Genomic DNA, 17,823 nt, shown 5'->3' on the forward strand with positions numbered 1-17,823 from the left:
ACGACGACGCTCAGATCTGGCTCAGATCAGCCGCGCCCCCGGCCAGGCCCCCGACATCACGATATTCCGGACCGAAAGCCGCACCGTCTGCATGATGTCCCAGAGTTCCGGCACAGGTGGCCGGTTCCGTGCCGTGGCCAGCGCTACTTGGCGGGTGACCACCGGATCGACCAGCCGCGCGGAATGCAGGCGGCCTTGCGCGACGCGGTCCGCCACTGCGGCGAATGGCAACAGCGTCGCGCCACAACCGTCTTCGACAAGCCGCATCGACACCGTGTTCGACGCATCGCATTCCAGCGCCATGTTCAGCGTGGTGCCGACCCGTGCGGCCAGCGATTCGGCCAGCACGCGCAGGCCGTGCCCGGTGCTGGGCAGGATCATCGGCACTTCGCCCAGGCGGCGGGCCTGGAACGTCGGCCCGAGATGGCTCCACGACGTGGGCGTGACCAGTGTCAGGTCTTCTTCGAGCAGGATGTCGACCTTGAGCGCGCCTTGCTGCTCAGGCAGGTAGAGCAGGGCGACGTCGATCTCTCCGGCGGCCAGCCACGCCAGGATCGGGCTGGCCAGCCCTTCCACGAAACGCAGCTTTGTTGCCGGAAAGCGTGTCTTCAGTGCGGTGCCGATGGCCGCGAAGGCGGTGTTGGCGATGGTTGGCTGAGCTGCGATCACGAGCTGTGCCGGACCCTGGGCGGTCGAGGCGCGCACGGCGGCGCGCGCCTCGGTCAGCGTGGCGGCCACCTGCCGCGCGTAGCCCAGCAGCGTATTGCCCGCTTCGGTCAGCACCACGCCGCGGCCGCTGCGATGGAACAGGCGGGTGTCCAGCGACGCCTCGAGCCGCGCGATCTGCCGGCTCACGGTCGACTGGTCCGCGCCCAGTTCCAGCGCCGCGCGCGAAATGCTCTGCGTGTTGGCCACGCAGATAAAGCACGCGAGATCGTCGGAATTCAGCGCCGACATCAGCCTTTGGTCGGAGCGCTGCTCGGCTTGTCACCGATCGCGAACGACGACATGTGCTCGATCGCCTTGACCAGCCCCGAGTGATCCCAGCCCGCGCCGCCCTGCGCCACGCATACGTTGAACAGTTGCTGGCACGACGCGGTGTTAGGCAGGCCCAGACCAAGCGCCTTGGCCGTGGACAGCGCCAGGTTCAGGTCCTTCTGATGCAGCTCGATGCGGAATCCCGGTTCGAAGGTGCGCTTGATCATGCGCTCACCGTGCACTTCCAGAATGCGCGAACTCGCAAAGCCGCCCATCAGCGCCTGCCGAACGCGTGCCGGATCGGCGCCGGCCTTGGCGGCCAGCACCAGCGCCTCGCTGACAGCTTCGATCGTCAGCGCGACGATGACCTGATTCGCCACCTTGGCCACCTGTCCGTCGCCGGCATTGCCGACCAGCGTGATGTTCTTGCCCATCAGTTGCAGCAGCGGCAGCACCTTGTCGAAGACATCCTGCTTGCCACCGGCCATGATCGACAATGTGGCGGCCTTTGCGCCAACCTCGCCGCCGGAAACCGGCGCGTCGACGTAGTCGCAGCCGAGCTTCTCGATACGCGCCGCGAACTCGCGGGTCTCGATTGGCGAGATCGAGCTCATGTCCACCACGATCTTGCCCGGGGACAGGCCCTCGGCCACGCCCTGTTCGCCGAACAGCACGCGGGCGACGTCGGGGGTGTCCGGCAGCATCAGGAAGATGACGTCGGCCTGCCGCGCCACATCGGCCGCACTGGCGCACGACTGGACGCCCGCATCCAGCAACGCCTGCGGCACACCGCTGCGCGTATGAGCATGGACGGCGTGGCCGCCCGTTTGCAGATGCAGCGCCATGGGCTTGCCCATTACGCCGAGTCCGATAAATCCGATCTTGCTCATGTCGATATCCGGTTGAAGGGGGTTCACACGGTAAAGCGCTCGCGCAACGCGCGTGCCGCGTCGCGCAGCAGTGCGTTGTCGATACCCACCGCAACAAAATGCGCGCCCATGTCCAGGTAGCGCTTGGCGTCGGCTTCCACGGGCGTCAGCGTGCCAATGGCCTTGCCGGCGCGGTTGGCTGCTTCATAGATCTGCCGCACGGCTGCCTGCACCTCAGGATGGTTCGGGTTGCCCAGATGCCCGTAGGCCGCGGCCAGGTCGTTGGGGCCGATGAAGATGCCGTCAACGCCGGGTTCCGCGCAGATTTCGTCGGCCGCTTCCACGCCCTTGCGGCTTTCGATCTGTACCAGCACGCAGATATTGTCGTTGATGGTCTTGAAGAAGTCCGGCAACGTGCCATAGCGGTTCTGGCGCTGCGCGCCGGAGACGCCACGGATGCCGTCAGGCGGGTAGCGCGTGGCGCGCACGGCACGACGGGCTTCTTCCGCCGATTCCACGAACGGAATCAGGAAATTGTAGAAGCCGATATCGAGCAGCCGCTTGAGCATCACTGGGTCGTTCCACGGCGGGCGAACCACCGGCGCGCTGGTGCTGTCCTTGAGCGCCATGAGCTGCGGCATGAACGTCAGCACGTCATTGGGCGAGTGTTCTCCGTCGAGCAGCAGCCAGTCAAATCCGGCCAGACCGATGATCTCGGTGGTCACGGGCTGGCCCAGCGAGCTCCACAGGCCAATCAGGCGCTTTCGCGCGAGCACGTCGGCCCGGAAACGGTTTGGCAAGGGGGTGATCTGCGGCAGATGTTGGGTCATGCGGTTGCTCCTGGTTCAATCGGTCGCCAGCGCGGAGACCGGCCCCGGCGACTTGCCACGCGCCTGCAGCACGCGAGCGGCGGCATCGTCCAGCTGGGCCAGCGTGCTGCTGTCCACGGGGATGAAATCGGCGCGGGCGCGGCGCCATTCGCGTTCCGTGTCGCCGGGCAGGCGGATCTGGTCATTGCCCGGCTGTAGCCGTGACGCCTTGACCCATTCGACAAACGCCTCGACCTCGTGGCCGAAGGTGGTGCTGCTGCCCAGTCGTGCCGGATCGAAGATGATCGCCAGCATGTTGTTCCACACCGCATGTTCGTGCGTGAGCGTCTCCGGACGGATCGTATGGCCACCGGTCACCGCCGCGCCGAGCAGTTCGCACATCACGGCCAGCACGTAGCCCTTGTGCTCGCCGAACGTGCGCAGCGCGCCCTGCGGGCCGCCGGCGCCCGGGAACATGACCGAGGGGTCGTCGGTGGGGTGGCCGTTCGGGTCCATCAAGGAGCCCGGCGGCACCGGCACGCCCTTGTTGTGGGCCACGCGTACCTTGCCAAGCGCGATGGCGCTGGTGGCGAAGTCGAGCACCAGAGGCGGCTGCGCGGGTAGCGGCACGCCGATCGTGAACGGATTGGTGCCGAAGCGCGCGTCGTAGCCGCCGTGTGGCGCGACGATCGGCTTGGAGAGGACGTTGACGAAATGGATCGAGATCATGCCGGCTGCCGTGGCCTGCTCGGCCCAGTGGCCGACCCGGCCCAGATGGTGCGAGCGGCGCAGGCCAAGCACGCAGACACCATGCTCGCGGGCGCGCTCGATGCCCATCCCCATGGCCTGTTCGGTCACCGCCTGGCCCATGCCGCGATTGCCGTCCAGGCTCAGGATGCCGCCCGATTCGTGCACCACGCTGACCTTCTGGTTGAGCTGGAGCTGATCGCCTTGCCACGACATCACGTACTTCGGGATCATCCCCACGCCGTGAGAGTCGTGGCCCGACAGGTTGGCGCCCACGAGGTGATCGGCGGTCAGCCGGGCCTCGCGGGCATCGGAGCCTGCCGCCAGCCAAAGATCGACCACCCACTGATGCAGGCCGGCGGTCGGAATACGGTGTTCACTCATGCTTACTCCAGGTGAATATTGGCCACCTTGATCAGGTTTGCCCATTTGGCAACTTCGCTTTTCTGGAAGTTGCCCAGTTCGGTGGGGCCGGCGCCCGAGGGTTCGATGCCCATTCCGGCCAGCTTGCTGCGCACATCGGGCTGGCGAATGATCTTGCCGATCTCGCCGGAGAGCTTGTTGATGATCGGCATCGGTGTGCCAGCCGGCGCGAAGATCGCTTGCCATGACACGATTTCATAGCCGGACAGGCCGGGGGCGGACTCGGCCATGGTCGGCACATCGGGCAGTTCCGGCGCGCGTTTCGCACCCGTCGTCGCCAGTGCACGGAACTTGCCGGCCTGGATCATCGGCATCGCCGCCACGCTGTTCTCGAACACGATGTCCACCTGGTTGCCCAGCAGCGCCTGCACAGCCTGGCTGCTGCCCTTGTAGGGCACATGCGTCATGCGCAACCCGGCCATATTGGCGAACAGCTCGGCTGCCAGATGCTGCGACGTGCCGTTGCCCGACGATCCGAAGTTGACCGAGCCCGGCTTGGCCTTGGCGGCGGCGATCACGTCCTGCACGCTCTTCCATGGGCTGTTGGCATTGACCACCAGCACGTTCGGCAGGGTGCCGATCAGTGCCACAGGCTGGAAGTTCTTGACCGGGTCATACGGCATCTTCGGATACAGGCTGATATTGATCGCGTGGGAGCTGATCGTGCCGCCGAGCAGGGTATAGCCATCGGGGGCGGCCTTGGCCACGTAGTCCGAACCGATGTTGCCGCCCGCGCCAGCGCGGTTTTCCACCACGATCGACTGGCCCAGCGTCTGTGACAGGCGCTGCCCGATCAGGCGGCCCAGCAGATCAGTAGTGCCACCCGCCGCGAATGGCACCACGTAGGTGATGGGCTTGCTGGGCCAGTGATCGGCAGACTGCGCGCCGGCCTGCGTGGCGATGGTCATGCATCCGGCACAAAGCACGGCCAGCATGGGCCGCATCCGACGATGGGTGAAAAACATTGCGTTGTCTCCTGTTACGCGAACGGGTGGGTACGGCGTTGCGGTACGATATTCGCTGTGTTTTCTTCTTGTTCTGCCTGTCGGTTCTGTGGGCAGATCCGGGCGTCTTGTTCCGCGCCTCGCCAGCAAATCTACACGCGCGAGTGCCACGCTGACTTGCAGAATTCGCATAACAGAAATGCACGATAGACCGCGCGAGGGCGCGCGTCAAACGGAACAATCGCAGACATTCCATCGCAGGCTTTCGATATGACCGCTAACGCTTCTTCTCCTGTCGCCCGCACTGGCGGACGTGTCCTCGTCGATCAACTTCGCATCCACGGCACCGAGCGCATTTTCTGCGTGCCGGGGGAGAGCTTTCTGGATGTTCTGGACGCGCTGCATGACCAGCCGACGATCGACCTGATCGTCACCAAGCACGAAGGGGCGGCCGCCAACATGGCAGAGGCCGACGGCAAGCTGACCGGGCGTCCCGGCATCTGCTTCGTGACGCGCGGGCCGGGCGCCACGCACGCAAGCTGCGGCGTGCATATCGCCGCGCAGGATTCCACGCCGATGATCCTGTTCGTTGGCCAGATCGCGCGCGAGCACAAGGGGCGGGAAGCGTTCCAGGAAGTGGACTACGCTGCGGTCTTCGGCTCGATGGCCAAATGGGCGGCCGAGATCGACGATCCCGCGCGGATTCCGGAGATGGTGGCCCGTGCCTTCCAGGTAGCTACGTCGGGCCGTCCCGGCCCGGTGGTGCTGGCATTGCCGGAGGACGTGCTCGACAACATGGTGGAGTGCGTCGACGCGGCGCCGTATCGCGCGGTGGCAGCGGCCCCGCGTGCCGAAGATGCCCAGGCGCTGGCCTCGGCCCTGCGCGCGGCGGAGCGTCCGCTCGTGATCGCCGGTGGCGCCAACTGGACGGAAGCCACTGTGCGCGACTTCGCGGCCTTCGTGCACGCATGGGATTTGCCGGTGGCCTGCGCCTTCCGCCGCCAGGACGTGCTCGACAATCGCGATCCGCATTACGTTGGGCACCTGAGCCTGGGCGTCAACCCGAAGCTTGCCGAGCGCGTGGAAACCGCCGACCTGATCGTCGCATTCGGCACGCGCCTCGGGGACATCGCCACCGATGGCTACACGATGCTCGAGGTGCCGCGGCCGAAGCAGAAGCTCGTGCATATCCATGCCGACAGCTTCGAACTGGGCCGCGTCTACCAGGCCGCGCTGCCGATCCATGCCGGGGTGGAACCCGGCGCGGCGATGCTCGCATCGCTGCAGCCGCCGGCGCAGGTACCGTGGAAGTCGTGGACCGCGGGCGCGCGCGCGGATCACGAGGCCTTTGTCACACCGCCGAAGCCGCATTCAGAATTGAGCGGCGTGAATATGTCCGCCGCGATTTCGCATCTGAGCAGCGTGCTGCCCGAGGATTCGGTCGTGACCAACGGCGCAGGCAACTATGCCGTCTGGCTGCACCGCTTCTACGCCTACAAGCGCCCCCGTACCGAACTGGCGCCGACCTGTGGCGCAATGGGCTATGGCCTGCCGGCGGCGATCGCGGCCAAGCTGCGTCATCCGGAGAAGACCGTGGTCTGTCTGGCCGGTGACGGCTGCTTCCTGATGTACCCGCAGGAGATCGCCACCGCTGCGGCGCATGGCGTCAACCTGATCGTGGTGGTGGTCAACAACCGCATGTACGGCACGATCCGGATGCACCAGGAGCGCCGCTACCCGGGCCGTCAGAGCGGCACGACGATCGTCAACCCGGATTTCGTTGGCATGGCGCGTGCCTGTGGCGCCTGGGCCGAGCGCGTGGAGAAAACCGAGGATTTCGCGGCGGCCTTCGAGCGTGCCCGCAATGCCGGCAAGCCGGCCGTGCTGGAACTGCTGACCGACCCGCTTCAGATCACGCCCGCCATGCGGGTGACCGAAATGCCGACCTGAGATCGGATCGACCAAAAAGGCCGGAAGGGTCGGAAAGGTTGGGTTGCTCCGACTGATCCTAGAAGAGCGTTGCCTGCGGCCGGACTTCGTGTCCGGCCGTTTTCATTTGGGCAGCCGGCTGGTTCAGGATCTGGCGAATCTGCGCCAGATAGCGTTCGCCCACGGCGCGATGGGTCTTGCGCGCTTCCTCGGCGAAGCTCCGGCGCGATGGCGCCCGGATATTGAGCAGCCGGCAGATGGTGGAAAGATAGGGCTTCTTCCCATCCGCCGCGACACGCCGGGCGGCAGACATCAGGGCGGCATCGCCAATCCGGCCTCGCAGCCACACCAGTACCTGTCGGTCGTATTCGTTTTGCACACGGATCAGGTGTTCCATCTGATACCTCCGAGGATTCCTAGGACTGTTCATCCATACAGTTACTGTAAATATATACAGTACTCGGGAAATTTCAAGGGAGGCAATGGAGGGATCATGACCCTGGGGTGGCCGGCATCAGTCTTCGCGCCCCCTGCGTCCCAAATAGGGGAGATAGCGGCTGATGGTGCTCATTAGGCCCGGCAATCGGGTGCAATGAAGCTGGGGATCAATCGGTGTCGCTCAGAAATGGCGGGTTTCATGATTGAACTTATGAATTTCATTCCTGAAACCATCGCATCAAACCGCTGTGATTGATATTCCCTGACAAATCAACGAGATAGGCGCAGCGTTACCTTGTGGCCCGCTTTTTGCGTTTTCACCCCCCGCAGACGCACATGTGAATGTGCGCGCAAGTTGATCGTCAATCCCGCTCACCATGCAGTGCCGACGGGCTGATCTCCGACTTCTCCGGCGTGGGCAGGACCTGCCCACCGCCGTCTTCTGACTTCTGGCCATCGCGTGTCCCCACGCGTGGCCTGTTCGCTTAGGTTGCATGCCCCATGGACTTCGCCCCGATCAAGTCGTTGTTGATTGCCAACCGTTCCGAGATCGCGATTCGCGTGATGCGGGCCGCCGCCGAGATGAGCATCCGCACAGTCGCCATTTACTCGAAGGAGGACCGGCTCGCGCTTCATCGCTTCAAGGCCGATGAGAGCTATCTGGTTGGCGAAGGCAAGAAGCCGCTGGCGGCTTACCTCGATATCGAAGACGTTCTGCGGATCGCGCGGCAGGCCAAGGTCGATGCGATTCACCCGGGGTATGGTTTTCTGTCCGAGAACCCGGACTTCGCCCAGGCGGTCATCGACGCCGGCATTCGCTGGATCGGGCCATCGCCTGAAGTCATGCGGATGCTCGGCAACAAGGTGGCGGCGCGTAATGCGGCCATTGCGGCGGGTGTGCCCGTCATGCCGGCGACCGATCCGCTGCCGCTCGATCTGGCCGAGTGCAAGCGCCTGGCGGCCGGCATTGGTTATCCGTTGATGCTCAAGGCAAGCTGGGGGGGTGGCGGCCGTGGCATGCGGGTGCTGGAGAGCGAACAGGACCTGGAGCCTTCTTTGGCGGCAGCCCGTCGCGAGGCGCTGGCCGCGTTTGGCAACGACGAGGTGTACCTGGAGAAGCTGGTACGCAATGCGCGCCACGTCGAGGTGCAGATCCTGGGCGACACGCACGGCAATCTCGTGCATCTGCACGAGCGTGACTGCACGGTGCAGCGGCGCAACCAGAAGGTTATCGAACGCGCGCCTGCGCCATACATGGACGCTGCCGGTCGCGCGTCACTGTGCGACGCGGCGCTGCGCCTGATGGGCGCGGTCGGCTATTCGCACGCAGGCACGGTGGAATTCCTGATGGATGCGGACACGAACAAGTTCTACTTCATCGAGGTCAATCCACGTATCCAGGTGGAACACACGGTCACCGAAATGATCACGGGGATCGACATCGTCAAGGCACAGATCCGCGTCACGGAAGGCGGCCGGATCGGCATGACCGAAGACACGCTCGACGAGAACGGCGATATCACCACGCGCGCGGCGGGCGTGCCCCCGCAGGCCCAGATTCCGCTCAATGGTCACGCGCTGCAATGCCGGATCACGTCCGAGGACCCCGAGAATGGCTTCCTGCCGGACTATGGCCGACTCACCGCGTATCGCAGCGCGGCCGGCTTCGGGGTGCGCCTGGATGCCGGCACCGCCTATGGCGGCGCGGTGATTACGCCGTACTACGATTCGCTGCTGGTCAAGGTCACCACCTGGGCGCCGACGGCCGCCGAGTCGATCCGCCGCATGGATCGCGCCCTGCGCGAGTTCCGCATTCGCGGGGTGTCCTCCAACCTGCAGTTTCTGGAGAACGTCATCAACCATCCCGCGTTCGGGAGCGGTGACGTCACCACGCGCTTTATCGACCTGACGCCGGAACTGCTGGCCTTCACCAAACGGCGTGATACCGCCACCAAGCTGCTGAGCTATCTGGGCGACGTCAGCATCAACGGTCATCAGGAAATGACGGGCCGCGCGGTGCCGCAGTTGCCGCTTCCGAGGCCTGTCCTGCCGGCTATCGACACCACCAGACCGCTTCCGCTCGGCACGCGCGATCGACTGCGCGAGCTGGGCGCGGAGAAATTCGCAAGCTGGATGCTGGATCAGAAGCAGGTGCTGCTGACCGACACCACCATGCGCGATGCGCACCAGTCGTTGTTCGCCACGCGTATGCGCACGGCAGACATGCTGCCGATCGCGCCGTTCTACGCCAGCGAGCTGTCGCAACTGTTTTCGATGGAGTGCTGGGGCGGCGCCACGTTCGACGTGGCCTTGCGCTTCCTGAAGGAAGACCCGTGGCAGCGCCTGGCGCAGCTGCGCGAGCGTGTGCCCAACATCCTGTTCCAGATGCTGCTGCGCGGCTCGAATGCCGTCGGTTACACGAACTACGCGGACAACGTGGTGCGTTTCTTCGTCAAGCAGGCCGCCAGTGCCGGCGTGGACGTCTTCCGCGTGTTCGATTCGTTGAACTGGGTGCGCAACATGCGCGTGGCGATCGATGCCGTGGGCGAAACCGGCGCGCTGTGCGAAGGCGCGATTTGCTATACGGGCGATCTGTTCGACGGCTCTCGGCCCAAGTACGACCTGAAGTACTACGTGGGCATTGCCCGCGAACTGCAACGCGCTGGCGTGCACGTGCTTGGCATCAAGGACATGGCGGGTATCTGCCGTCCCCAGGCCGCGGCGGCGCTGGTCAAGGCGCTGAAGGAAGAGACCGGGCTGCCCGTGCATTTCCACACGCACGATACCAGTGGCATTTCCGCGGCATCGGCACTGGCCGCGATCGAGGCGGGTTGCGATGCCGTCGACGGCGCGCTGGACGCGATGAGCGGGCTCACGTCGCAACCGAACCTGTCGAGTATCGTCGCCGCGCTGGCGGGCAGCGAGCGCGATCCCGGGCTCAGCCTGGACCGCCTCCACGAGGCGTCGATGTATTGGGAAGGCGTGCGCCGCTACTACGCGCCGTTCGAGTCCGAAATTCGCGCTGGTACTGCCGACGTCTATCGCCACGAGATGCCTGGCGGCCAGTACACGAACCTGCGCGAGCAGGCTCGCTCGCTTGGTATCGAGCATCGCTGGACCGAGGTGTCGCGCGCCTACGCCGACGTCAACCGGATGTTCGGTGACATCGTGAAGGTGACGCCGACGTCGAAGGTGGTTGGCGATCTGGCGCTGATGATGGTGGCCAACGATATGACGGCAGCGGATGTGTGCGATCCGAACAAGGATGTGGCATTCCCCGAATCTGTCGTGTCGCTGTTCAAGGGCGAACTGGGCTTCCCGCCGGATGGCTTCCCCGCCGAGCTTTCGCGCAAGGTTCTCCGAGGTGAGCCGCCCGCGCCGTACCGTCCGGGCGACCTGATCCCGGCCGTCGATCTCGATGCCGTCCGCGCACAGGGTGAGGCCGCCTGCGAGCAGCCGCTCGATGACATGCAACTGGCGTCGTACCTGATGTATCCGAAGCAGACGGTCGAGTACCACGCGCATGTGCGTGCCTATAGCGATACATCGGTACTGCCGACTCCGGCCTATCTGTACGGCCTGCAGCCCCAGGAAGAAGTGGCCGTCGACATTGCGGCGGGCAAGACGCTCCTTGTCTCGCTGCAAGGCACCCACCCCGATGCCGAAGAGGGCGTGATCAAGGTCCAGTTCGAGCTGAACGGCCAGTCGCGCACGGCCCTGATCGAGCAGCGTAGTACCGTCAGCGTCGCCACGGCCCGACAGGGCCGCCAGGTTGCCGATCCCGAGAACCCGTTGCACATCGCCGCGCCGATGCCGGGCTCGATCGTGACTGTGGCGGTGCAGCCCGGGCAGCGCGTGGTAGCCGGCACGACGCTGCTCGCGCTGGAGGCGATGAAGATGGAGACCCATATCGCGGCCGATCGCGACGGCGAGATCGCTGCCGTGCACGTCAAGCCGGGCGACCGCGTGGCAGCGAAGGATCTGCTGATCGAGTTGAAGGGTTAAACGGTCGAAGGGGGGCGTTAGAGGGAAGGGCGTTCGGCCAGACGCAAAAAAGGCCCGCCAAGGCGGGCCCGCAATGACGAAGGAAACCTCCGTCGTGGAGCGTGTCTGGTATGCGCTTGCCGATCAGAAGCGATGGCGGATGCCGATGATCGCGCCGAACTGGTTCTGGCCCGCACCGACCTGCTCGGTGGCGGCCGTCAGCGTGGTGGCGTTGGCGTTCAGCGACGGGCCGAAGCCGGAGAGTCCCATGGCCGATCCGTTGCTGTTCTGAGCGTAGGCGGCAATGGCGTAGAGGTCCGTACGCTTCGAGAGTGCATAGGTACCCGAAAGCACGAAGCTGTACGGATCGCCGCTGCTGTTGCGCACGTCGGTGTAGTAGGCAGCGCCGGTCACGGTGACCGCAGGCGTCACCTGATAGCTCGCGCCAAGCCAGTACAGGTTGGTGCGCAGCGAACTGGTGGCGAAATCGCCGTAGTACCAGCGATAGCCGGCAAAAGCCCGGCCACGGCCGAAGTTGTAGCTGGCGCCGATGCTGGCGCGGCGCTCGCGGTTGTCATCGGTAGCAACGGTGCTGCCGCGCACTTCGTCGTAGACCACGCGCGCCGACAGCGGCCCCGCATCGTAGCCGGCCGCGGCCGACCAGTTGCGGCCAGCCTTGTAGTCGCCCGGAATCTCGCCGCCGGCCTTGCTGTCGTAGCCGGTGCTGTAGAACAGCCCGTAGTAGACCGCGCCAAGCTTGCCGGTCAGCTTCAGCGAGTTGTCGGCGCGCCCCGACATCCACTTGTCGTGCATCAGCACCGAATAGCGCGTGGCGATGGCCATCGGGTCATACGTGAGCGAGAAGTCATACAGCACGGTCTGATGACGACCCAGCGTCAGCGATCCGTACTGGTTCTGCAGGCCCACGAATGCCTGGCGGCCGAACAGCCGGCCGGCCTGGTTGGCGTTGCCGGTGTCCAGGTCGAATCCGTTCTCCAGCGTGAAGATGGCTTTCAGGCCACCGCCAAGATCTTCGCTGCCACGCAGGCCCCAACGCGAGGTCGACAGGTTGCCGGCCGACAGGCGGACAACGCTGTTGCTACCGCCGGCGGAGTTCGGTGCGTGGGTCAGGTATTCCACGCCGGCATCGACTACGCCATAGAGCGTAATGCTGCCGTCGGCGTGGGCCGTGACGGGCAAGGTAGGCAGAATGGCCAGAGCGGCCAGGCAGGTTATACGGGTCTTCATGCTTCGTGATCCTTGTTATCAGACGCACGCACGCCTCCTTGCGGGCTCGGGCGCGGTGCGGCGTCAGGAATGTAACGAGAGGAGGCGAAGCAAAGAAGAGTGGAATTGGTGACAGTTTGTTCGTGGCTGTGAACAATGCCGGGCGCGTAGTCCGGTTGGGTTTCGAAACTAGTAGCTGACTGGCAGTTTCGATTTTCTCCTATGGACTCGTTGCGAGCCTTCCATTAAAAGCGCTTCTTGCGCCCTCATTCGATCATTGTCAGGAGCTTTTGCCATGCCGTGTGTTGAAGAGAGAACGGATGTCCAATCTGATTGCGCGACGGGGGTGCCACACCTTTTCGCGACCATTGACGCGCTTACCGATCGCGGCGGACGAGTCACCAAAGCTACGAGTGGCTTGACGATTGCAGGTCTGACCGTAGCGCGCGTTGGCGACGCGGTGACGTATCGTGATGGCAGTGAACTGGACAACGGTGACACCATCGCAGGTGGACGCAAGCGGCTCAGTATGGTGTCGTCTCGCGTCTTCACGGTCGGCAAGCGCTCGTCCGTCAATGGTTGATGAGAGGGCCCACATGATCCGCTATTTCCTTGCTCGCGGCGATCGCGCCGGGAGCGCAGTGATTGCCGAAGGCCTTGTGGACGTGACTTGTTCGAACCCGCCGCCTCGGGTGAATGTCGCCACGCTTTATATGAGAACCTACTGCACTGCTTGTAAGCAAGACGGCTTCATCGCGCCAAAAGGACCGCGCTGGCCCGGCACAGCATCCAATGGAAAGCAGTGGGCGCTGAGTGGCGACATCAATGTTTGTCATTGCAACCCGCCTCCGGTTTTCTACGCCAAGCGAGGCATGTCAATGTCGTTTACGGCCGAAGAGGCGGCTGCGCTCGTCGCTTCTCCTCGTCACCCCAACTGGGGCTCGGCAGAAGCAATAGCGAATACCGACGAGAATCTTGAGTGCTATTACGAAATTGTCGACGCGAGAACCGGTAATCCTGTCGAAGGGATGACCTACAAGCTTTCGAGCGACAGCGGGACGCTCGTCGACAGGACTCCGCTGACAGACGGAAAAACTCGGTCCTTTCCGGTGAAGGATCTTCCGAATCTCACTTTCGTGGCATGGCATGCGGGGGATGCACGATGAGCGACGCGATCAATAGGGATCTACGTTTGCTCGCCGCAATCGCCTACGGAGAAGCATCCACAGCCAACGACTCGGACGAAATCGGTGGAATAGCGTTCTCCGTTGCCAATAGGTGCCGCGCGTGGCGAGGGAAGACGGCATCCGAGTTGCGTGTCGTGGACCCAAACTATGCTTTTGCATGGAACGGCTCAAACCAGCGTTTCAACAAATTGATGTCCACTCACGACGACAAGCTTGATGCGGACGCCGGGATAAAAGTTGCTGTTGAATGGGCTCGGAAAGCGTTGGCAAACGAAGGTCGGGATCCGTCGAATGGCGCGTTTTGGTGGGATGGTCTCGATTTCAAGACTGAGTTCGCGACCCATCCGAAGGCGCAGATAGGATTCAAGTGGGGCGACCCGTCCCACAACATTTTCGGCGTGCCGGAAAACAAACGCTTGTTCGTCAAGCGATGGCGAGTCGTGAACAAAAGAACTGGGAAAATTGTTGATGGGGCCGAACGAGGCCGCTACGACTCGGTATGGGTTTCCACGGCTGCCCATGGCAGCACGATTTTTTGGACCCTGAATCCAGACTACGTGAAAGCGACGGGAGCGAAAGCGTACCGATGAGAATTGCGACGATGCTGGTGGTGGCCTTTGCCACTCCACCAAGCAGCGTTTACGCTGCACAGTCTTACGACAGCTATGATGCGTTTTATTCTTCCCAATCGGGGGCAGTGTTTGATAACCCGATCTCCGTTGACGTTGACCCTATCGAGCAAAACGCCGGTGTGGTCTATTCCTACCCAGGTAAGCCAGGTATTTTCACGAAGCTGCAGGCTAGAGTAGATCGGAGAACGCTAAGTATCGAACTCTGGAAAGATCGAATGGTAGTTAACGGCAAAGGCTATCGTTTTGTGACCGCCAAAGCGTTTCCAGGAGAGCATGTGTCGGAGATTCCTCCGGAATCTGCCAAGATATTCGTTGCGATGCGTACACACACCCATCCGCCTCTTCTTTGCGTGGAAGGACATGCCAACGCATCAGGCGAAGCGGGAAGTCGATACACGCAGATCTCCCTCTTGATAGACCCGTTAGCTCGCAAGCCGACGTTCCTGCATCTGCCAAGCTTGCTTTCGTCGTGTCAGGCCGTGAGGATGTTGAATGATGGGAAACTGGCATTTCCAAAGAACAGCTACCTATATGACGAGATGCAAAAGGCACGCGTGGGCCTGCTGATGTCGTACTTCACGTTCTTGGACCGGCGCTTCGTCCCGACTTTGAACGAGATCCGGCTCCGATTTGCGCTGCCGGAGATACCGTTTCAGTTTTCCGTTCAGGAGTAGGGCTGGCTCGATCAGGCCTATCGGCGAATTGCTATACAGGGTCGGGTCGAAGCGTCATGCGCGGCGCGTCGACGCCACGCATGACATCTAACGATGTCCGTTACTTCTTCAGCAACGGGCATTGCGACTTCGAAGGCGGAATGAACGCCTGGTCTCCAGGCACCGTGGCCAGTAGCTTGTAGTAGTCCCACGGATACTTCGATTCCTCGGGCTTCTTCACTTCGAACAGGTACATGTCGTGCACCATACGGCCGTCCTCGCGGATGCGTCCGTTCTTTGCGAAGAAGTCGTTGATCGGCGTGGCTTTCATCTGCTTCATGACCGCCGCGGTCTCGTCGGTACCGGTTGCCTGTACAGCCTTCAGGTAGTGCGAGACCGATGAGTAGACGCCGGCCTGGCTCATGTTCGGCATCTTCTTGACCTTCTCGAAATACCGGCGTGACCACGCGCGCGTGGCGTCGTTCATGTCCCAGTAGAACGCCTCGGTCAGCACCAGCCCCTGCGCAGTCTTCAGGCCGATGGCGTGGATGTCGTTGATGTAAAGGAGCAGCCCGGCCAGCTTCTGATTGCCGTTACGTGTCAGGCCGAACTCGGATGCGGCCTTGATCGCGTTGACGGTGTCGCCACCGGCGTTGGCCAGTCCCACCACCTGTGCCTTGCTGGCCTGGGCCTGCAGCAGATACGAGGCGAAGTCGCTCGTGTTGAGCGGATGCCGTGCGGCGCCCAGCACGCGGCCGCCGGCCTCATTGACCACGGCGGTGGCCGATTGCTGCAGGGTATGGCCGAAGGCATAGTCAGCTGTCAGGAAGAACCATGTTTTGCCGCCACGCTCGACCATGGCGCGCGCGGTGGTGTTGGCCAGCGCGTAGGTGTCATACGCGTAGTGGACAGACACGGGCGTGCACAGGTCATTCGTGATGCGCTCCGTGCCGGGGCCCGAGAACACCACGATCTTGTTCTTCTGCTTGGCGACGTCAAGCACGGCCAGCGCGGGCGCCGATGCGGCCACGTCGAGGATCGCGTCCACGTGATCCTGATCGAACCATTCGCGCGCCTTGTTGGCGGCGATATCGGCCTTGTTCTGGTGATCGACCACCACCAGTTCTATCTTCTTGCCAAGTACCTTGCCGCCGAAGTCGTCGATCGCCATCTGCGCGGCGGCGGCACTACCGCGCCCGGTGACGTCCGAGTACAGGCCGCTCATGTCGAGCAGTAGCCCGATCTTGACGACATCGTCGGAGATACCGGGCTTGGGTTGCGCGTGGACGTGCGCGGCCACGCTGGTGAATGCCGCCGTGACCAGTACCGCGGCAGCGAGCTTTTGTGCTTTTGTTTTCATGTGTCTCCTCCTTTGTGTTCGGGTGTCCTTTCGGGTTCTTCTGGTTTTCCGCTCTCCCACGCGTGGGAGAGCGGAGCAAGTCAGACCGTCGCGATCGGCGTCGTCGGCGATCCCACAGCGCCCGGCAGCCTGAGCGGTGGCGCGGTCAGCATGAAGCGGGTGCGACGATGAGCGCGCAGCCAGTCGGCCAGTTCGCGCAGATACCAGAGTTCGCCGAGCGGCAATCCCAATTTGAACAGGCAGTGATGATGCAGCGGCAGCAGCGGGTGGGTTTTCGCGTCGGCCGGCGCCGGGCGTGCCGGATAGCGTTCGACGGCATAGTTATCCGCGATCAGCGCGGCGATGCCGGCATCGGTGATCCAGTTGAGCAGGCGGTCGTCGCGCCCATCCAGGGCGCAGCAGCTGTGGTGCAGCACATTCTCGTCGGGCTCGCGTTGCATCGACAGCACCACCTCGGCAAAGCCGGTGCGCAGCAGCAGCATGTCGCCGCGTTCCACTTCCACCTGGTGTGTCTCCATCGCCCGCATCAGGTCTTCGTAGCCCACATTGCGGTACCCGGTGCCGTAGACGTCGGCCAGATCGACCAGCACGCCTCGGCCTTGCATGCCCTTGACGGCGAAGTTCTCGATGCCGAGCGCATCGGCATGGCTGCCGTGGCCGTGGCCGCAATCGTGGGCTTCGAAGTGGTCATCCTCGGCGTAGTCCACGGGTCCAACGACATCGGCATTGGCTCGGTAGCCGTTGTAGTAGACCCGCTCCGGACGGCCGTCGCCGTCGGCGTCGAACAGCGCGCCAACGTGGGCCAATGAGTCCCACTGCGTCGAATACTGCAGACACAGCAATACCTGATCGTCGCTGATGACATCGGTGGCGGCAGGGTCCACCTTGGCCAGCGGGAAGTTCAGATAGGGGATGTCGTCGCGGAATGTCGGGCGCAACTGAGGCGGGTGGCGTCGCGGATTGAGCTTGTTGCCACCAGGGTAATCGAGCGGTAGCGAGAGGCAGAAACTGATGCCTGCCTGTATCTCTTTCGCCCCTCTGATCACCTGCTCGGGCCCGATCAGATTGACGCGGCCAAGTTGATCATCGGGCCCGAATTCGCCCCAGTTGGAGCCTTCTGGACGCTGCTTCCAACGCATGCTTCGTGTCTCCTCTTGTTGGATTGATGCTTCGCCTTGATAACCGGCAGGGTCTCGCCATGTTGCGCGTTTATAGACGAAAAGGCGACGCAAGATCATTTTGCGTCGCATCAAAACCATAAGGAGGCATGGCCGCGCAAGGCCGGATCCGGGAGGACCGGAAAGCAAAACGCCGGTCTCGTGGACCGGCGTTTCGACAAGGTGACGGTGCTTGCAGCGTCTGTGGCGCGTCAGGTGGGGTGATCTTCCGCGCGAGCGCCAGCAGCGGAGTCGAGTAGTTGTTGCTGCTTGAGCAGCGGGTCATTCTTGAGTACCCAGCGGGCACCGAAGGCCAATGCAACGATGCAGGCCAGCATATACGCAACTATCGCAGTGAGAGTAAGCATGATCTTCACAGGAAGCGGTTGCGACCGCAGTGCCAGCGTTCGGAACATGATTTGATCATGTAAACGTGGCGGGCCGGATGGGAACGGATTGTATGTGAGAGAAGACCTGAATCTGGCC

Annotated in this window: 16 protein-coding genes; 6 read left to right on the forward strand and 10 right to left on the reverse strand. The window is 63.2% G+C overall.

The window, feature by feature from the left end:
• Positions 1-21: 21 nt before the first annotated feature.
• Genes K6G35_RS07250 through K6G35_RS07270 form a run of 5 tightly spaced genes read right to left on the reverse strand, consistent with a single transcriptional unit; the run spans position 22 to position 4,791 of the window.
• Positions 22-957 carry a LysR family transcriptional regulator gene (locus K6G35_RS07250; RefSeq protein ID WP_011516359.1) on the reverse strand — a complete coding sequence of 312 codons (936 nt, stop codon included), beginning with the start codon at positions 955-957 and terminating at the stop codon, positions 22-24.
• A complete protein-coding gene (locus K6G35_RS07255) occupies positions 957-1,868 on the reverse strand; it encodes a 2-hydroxy-3-oxopropionate reductase (RefSeq protein WP_186425361.1) in 912 nt (303 codons plus the stop codon). The genes K6G35_RS07250 and K6G35_RS07255 overlap by 1 nt, the downstream gene beginning before the upstream one ends.
• Before the next feature lie 23 nt (positions 1,869-1,891).
• On the reverse strand, positions 1,892-2,677 hold the full coding sequence (gene garL / locus K6G35_RS07260) for a 2-dehydro-3-deoxyglucarate aldolase (protein ID WP_011516361.1): 786 nt from the start codon (positions 2,675-2,677) through the stop codon (positions 1,892-1,894).
• Positions 2,678-2,692: 15 nt separating this feature from the next.
• The gene (locus tag K6G35_RS07265; RefSeq protein WP_427370932.1) at positions 2,693-3,787 is read right to left on the reverse strand and encodes a malate/lactate/ureidoglycolate dehydrogenase; all 1,095 of its coding nucleotides are present in this window, start codon (positions 3,785-3,787) and stop codon (positions 2,693-2,695) included.
• A gap of 2 nt (positions 3,788-3,789) precedes the next feature.
• The gene (locus K6G35_RS07270; protein ID WP_008650742.1) at positions 3,790-4,791 is read right to left on the reverse strand and encodes a Bug family tripartite tricarboxylate transporter substrate binding protein; all 1,002 of its coding nucleotides are present in this window, start codon (positions 4,789-4,791) and stop codon (positions 3,790-3,792) included.
• 249 nt (positions 4,792-5,040) lie between these two features.
• On the opposite strand from K6G35_RS07270, the gene K6G35_RS07275 reads away from it, so the two are divergent.
• On the forward strand, positions 5,041-6,720 hold the full coding sequence (locus K6G35_RS07275; RefSeq protein ID WP_035882125.1) for a thiamine pyrophosphate-binding protein: 1,680 nt from the start codon (positions 5,041-5,043) through the stop codon (positions 6,718-6,720).
• Positions 6,721-6,778: 58 nt separating this feature from the next.
• Here K6G35_RS07275 and K6G35_RS07280 read toward each other — a convergent pair whose 3' ends face one another.
• Positions 6,779-7,096, reverse strand: coding sequence for a CppA family protein (locus tag K6G35_RS07280; protein ID WP_008650745.1), 318 nt, complete (start codon positions 7,094-7,096; stop codon positions 6,779-6,781).
• 542 nt (positions 7,097-7,638) lie between these two features.
• Here K6G35_RS07280 and K6G35_RS07285 point away from each other — a divergent pair.
• A complete protein-coding gene (locus K6G35_RS07285) occupies positions 7,639-11,142 on the forward strand; it encodes a pyruvate carboxylase (RefSeq protein WP_495676263.1) in 3,504 nt (1,167 codons plus the stop codon).
• Positions 11,143-11,265: 123 nt separating this feature from the next.
• Here K6G35_RS07285 and K6G35_RS07290 read toward each other — a convergent pair whose 3' ends face one another.
• Entirely contained in the window at positions 11,266-12,369 is a 1,104-nt protein-coding gene (locus K6G35_RS07290; RefSeq protein ID WP_495676264.1) for a porin, read from the reverse strand.
• A gap of 397 nt (positions 12,370-12,766) precedes the next feature.
• On the opposite strand from K6G35_RS07290, the gene K6G35_RS07295 reads away from it, so the two are divergent.
• The 4 genes from K6G35_RS07295 to K6G35_RS07310 are packed head-to-tail and all read left to right on the forward strand — an operon-like array spanning position 12,767 to position 14,841.
• Positions 12,767-12,931, forward strand: a complete 165-nt coding sequence (locus tag K6G35_RS07295) for a hypothetical protein (protein WP_155714378.1) — start codon at positions 12,767-12,769, stop codon at positions 12,929-12,931.
• A 13-nt stretch (positions 12,932-12,944) separates the two neighbouring features.
• Complete coding sequence (locus tag K6G35_RS07300) at positions 12,945-13,514, forward strand: PAAR domain-containing protein (protein ID WP_495676265.1); 570 nt, start codon at positions 12,945-12,947, stop codon at positions 13,512-13,514.
• Positions 13,511-14,125 (forward strand): hypothetical protein, encoded by a 615-nt coding sequence (locus tag K6G35_RS07305; RefSeq protein WP_495676266.1) that lies wholly within the window; start codon positions 13,511-13,513, stop codon positions 14,123-14,125. Before K6G35_RS07300 ends, K6G35_RS07305 begins: the two co-directional genes overlap by 4 nt.
• An 11-nt stretch (positions 14,126-14,136) precedes the next feature.
• Entirely contained in the window at positions 14,137-14,841 is a 705-nt protein-coding gene (locus K6G35_RS07310; protein ID WP_495676267.1) for a hypothetical protein, read from the forward strand.
• Positions 14,842-14,941: 100 nt separating this feature from the next.
• Here K6G35_RS07310 and K6G35_RS07315 read toward each other — a convergent pair whose 3' ends face one another.
• The 3 genes from K6G35_RS07315 to K6G35_RS07325 all read right to left on the reverse strand — a co-directional run bounded on the left by K6G35_RS07315 (position 14,942) and on the right by K6G35_RS07325 (position 17,705).
• Positions 14,942-16,180, reverse strand: coding sequence for an ABC transporter substrate-binding protein (locus K6G35_RS07315; protein WP_017512276.1), 1,239 nt, complete (start codon positions 16,178-16,180; stop codon positions 14,942-14,944).
• Positions 16,181-16,260: 80 nt separating this feature from the next.
• Positions 16,261-17,319 carry a cyclase family protein gene (locus K6G35_RS07320; protein ID WP_008650752.1) on the reverse strand — a complete coding sequence of 353 codons (1,059 nt, stop codon included), beginning with the start codon at positions 17,317-17,319 and terminating at the stop codon, positions 16,261-16,263.
• Positions 17,320-17,549: 230 nt separating this feature from the next.
• Positions 17,550-17,705: a hypothetical protein gene (locus tag K6G35_RS07325; protein WP_223277318.1), complete on the reverse strand. Its 156-nt coding sequence runs from the start codon at positions 17,703-17,705 to the stop codon at positions 17,550-17,552.
• Positions 17,706-17,823 lie beyond the last annotated feature (118 nt).

Source organism: Cupriavidus sp. HY129 (genome assembly GCF_059492215.1).

What these genes read in the sequence shown, in the direction of transcription:
- K6G35_RS07250 (WP_011516359.1), bottom strand. Translation starts at nt 957, where the DNA reads ATGTCGGCGCTGAATTCCGACGATCTCGCGTGCTTTATCTGCGTGGCC.
- K6G35_RS07255 (WP_186425361.1), bottom strand. Translation starts at nt 1,868, where the DNA reads ATGAGCAAGATCGGATTTATCGGACTCGGCGTAATGGGCAAGCCCATG.
- garL (WP_011516361.1), bottom strand. Translation starts at nt 2,677, where the DNA reads ATGACCCAACATCTGCCGCAGATCACCCCCTTGCCAAACCGTTTCCGG.
- K6G35_RS07265 (WP_427370932.1), bottom strand. Translation starts at nt 3,787, where the DNA reads ATGAGTGAACACCGTATTCCGACCGCCGGCCTGCATCAGTGGGTGGTC.
- K6G35_RS07270 (WP_008650742.1), bottom strand. Translation starts at nt 4,791, where the DNA reads ATGTTTTTCACCCATCGTCGGATGCGGCCCATGCTGGCCGTGCTTTGT.
- K6G35_RS07275 (WP_035882125.1), top strand. Translation starts at nt 5,041, where the DNA reads ATGACCGCTAACGCTTCTTCTCCTGTCGCCCGCACTGGCGGACGTGTC.
- K6G35_RS07280 (WP_008650745.1), bottom strand. Translation starts at nt 7,096, where the DNA reads ATGGAACACCTGATCCGTGTGCAAAACGAATACGACCGACAGGTACTG.
- K6G35_RS07285 (WP_495676263.1), top strand. Translation starts at nt 7,639, where the DNA reads ATGGACTTCGCCCCGATCAAGTCGTTGTTGATTGCCAACCGTTCCGAG.
- K6G35_RS07290 (WP_495676264.1), bottom strand. Translation starts at nt 12,369, where the DNA reads ATGAAGACCCGTATAACCTGCCTGGCCGCTCTGGCCATTCTGCCTACC.
- K6G35_RS07300 (WP_495676265.1), top strand. Translation starts at nt 12,945, where the DNA reads ATGATCCGCTATTTCCTTGCTCGCGGCGATCGCGCCGGGAGCGCAGTG.
- K6G35_RS07305 (WP_495676266.1), top strand. Translation starts at nt 13,511, where the DNA reads ATGAGCGACGCGATCAATAGGGATCTACGTTTGCTCGCCGCAATCGCC.
- K6G35_RS07310 (WP_495676267.1), top strand. Translation starts at nt 14,137, where the DNA reads ATGCTGGTGGTGGCCTTTGCCACTCCACCAAGCAGCGTTTACGCTGCA.
- K6G35_RS07315 (WP_017512276.1), bottom strand. Translation starts at nt 16,180, where the DNA reads ATGAAAACAAAAGCACAAAAGCTCGCTGCCGCGGTACTGGTCACGGCG.
- K6G35_RS07320 (WP_008650752.1), bottom strand. Translation starts at nt 17,319, where the DNA reads ATGCGTTGGAAGCAGCGTCCAGAAGGCTCCAACTGGGGCGAATTCGGG.
- K6G35_RS07325 (WP_223277318.1), bottom strand. Translation starts at nt 17,705, where the DNA reads ATGCTTACTCTCACTGCGATAGTTGCGTATATGCTGGCCTGCATCGTT.